Source organism: Aquimarina megaterium XH134, from assembly GCF_000520975.1.
In the GTDB taxonomy this organism is placed as follows: domain Bacteria; phylum Bacteroidota; class Bacteroidia; order Flavobacteriales; family Flavobacteriaceae; genus Aquimarina; species Aquimarina megaterium.
In genome coordinates this window covers 1-428 of record NZ_JACB01000152.1, presented here as the reverse complement: position 1 = coordinate 428, position 428 = coordinate 1, and the positions used below count along the sequence as shown (strand labels likewise).

Genomic DNA, 428 nt, shown 5'->3' with positions numbered 1-428 from the left:
TACATAAAGAAGGTAAAAAACAACTTACCATAGATTTTATATTTACGGACCATCTTTTATGTACTATAACTGATAATGGTATTGGTAGAAAAGAAGCAAAGAAAATCCAGGAGCGACAAGGAGGTCGTCATGAATCTTTTGCCCTGGAAGCTATACAACAACGATTAGAAATCTTAAAAGAGCAATATGGTACAGTGGTAGGGTACCATGTACAAGACTTATATGATAATAAGCTCGCTACAGGTACAAAAGTAGAAATCAGAATGCCTTTTCAGAAAAAATACTGATTAGTAAGGTTATTTGATTTTATAAAGGGATAAAGGATGATAAAAAGAATAACAGCCGGTTACAAAAAAATAATAGCTATTGGTACCAGTGACGAATTTGGTATTATACAAAATAAACATACAAGACTTGTAAATATTTAT

General features: G+C 31.3%; 1 protein-coding gene. It reads left to right on the top strand.

Annotated features, from left to right (window positions below; translation table 11 throughout):
• A partial coding sequence (locus Z053_RS31755; protein WP_035097343.1) for a sensor histidine kinase occupies window positions 1-287 on the top strand: 287 nt, incomplete at its 5' end.
• Window positions 288-428 lie beyond the last annotated feature (141 nt).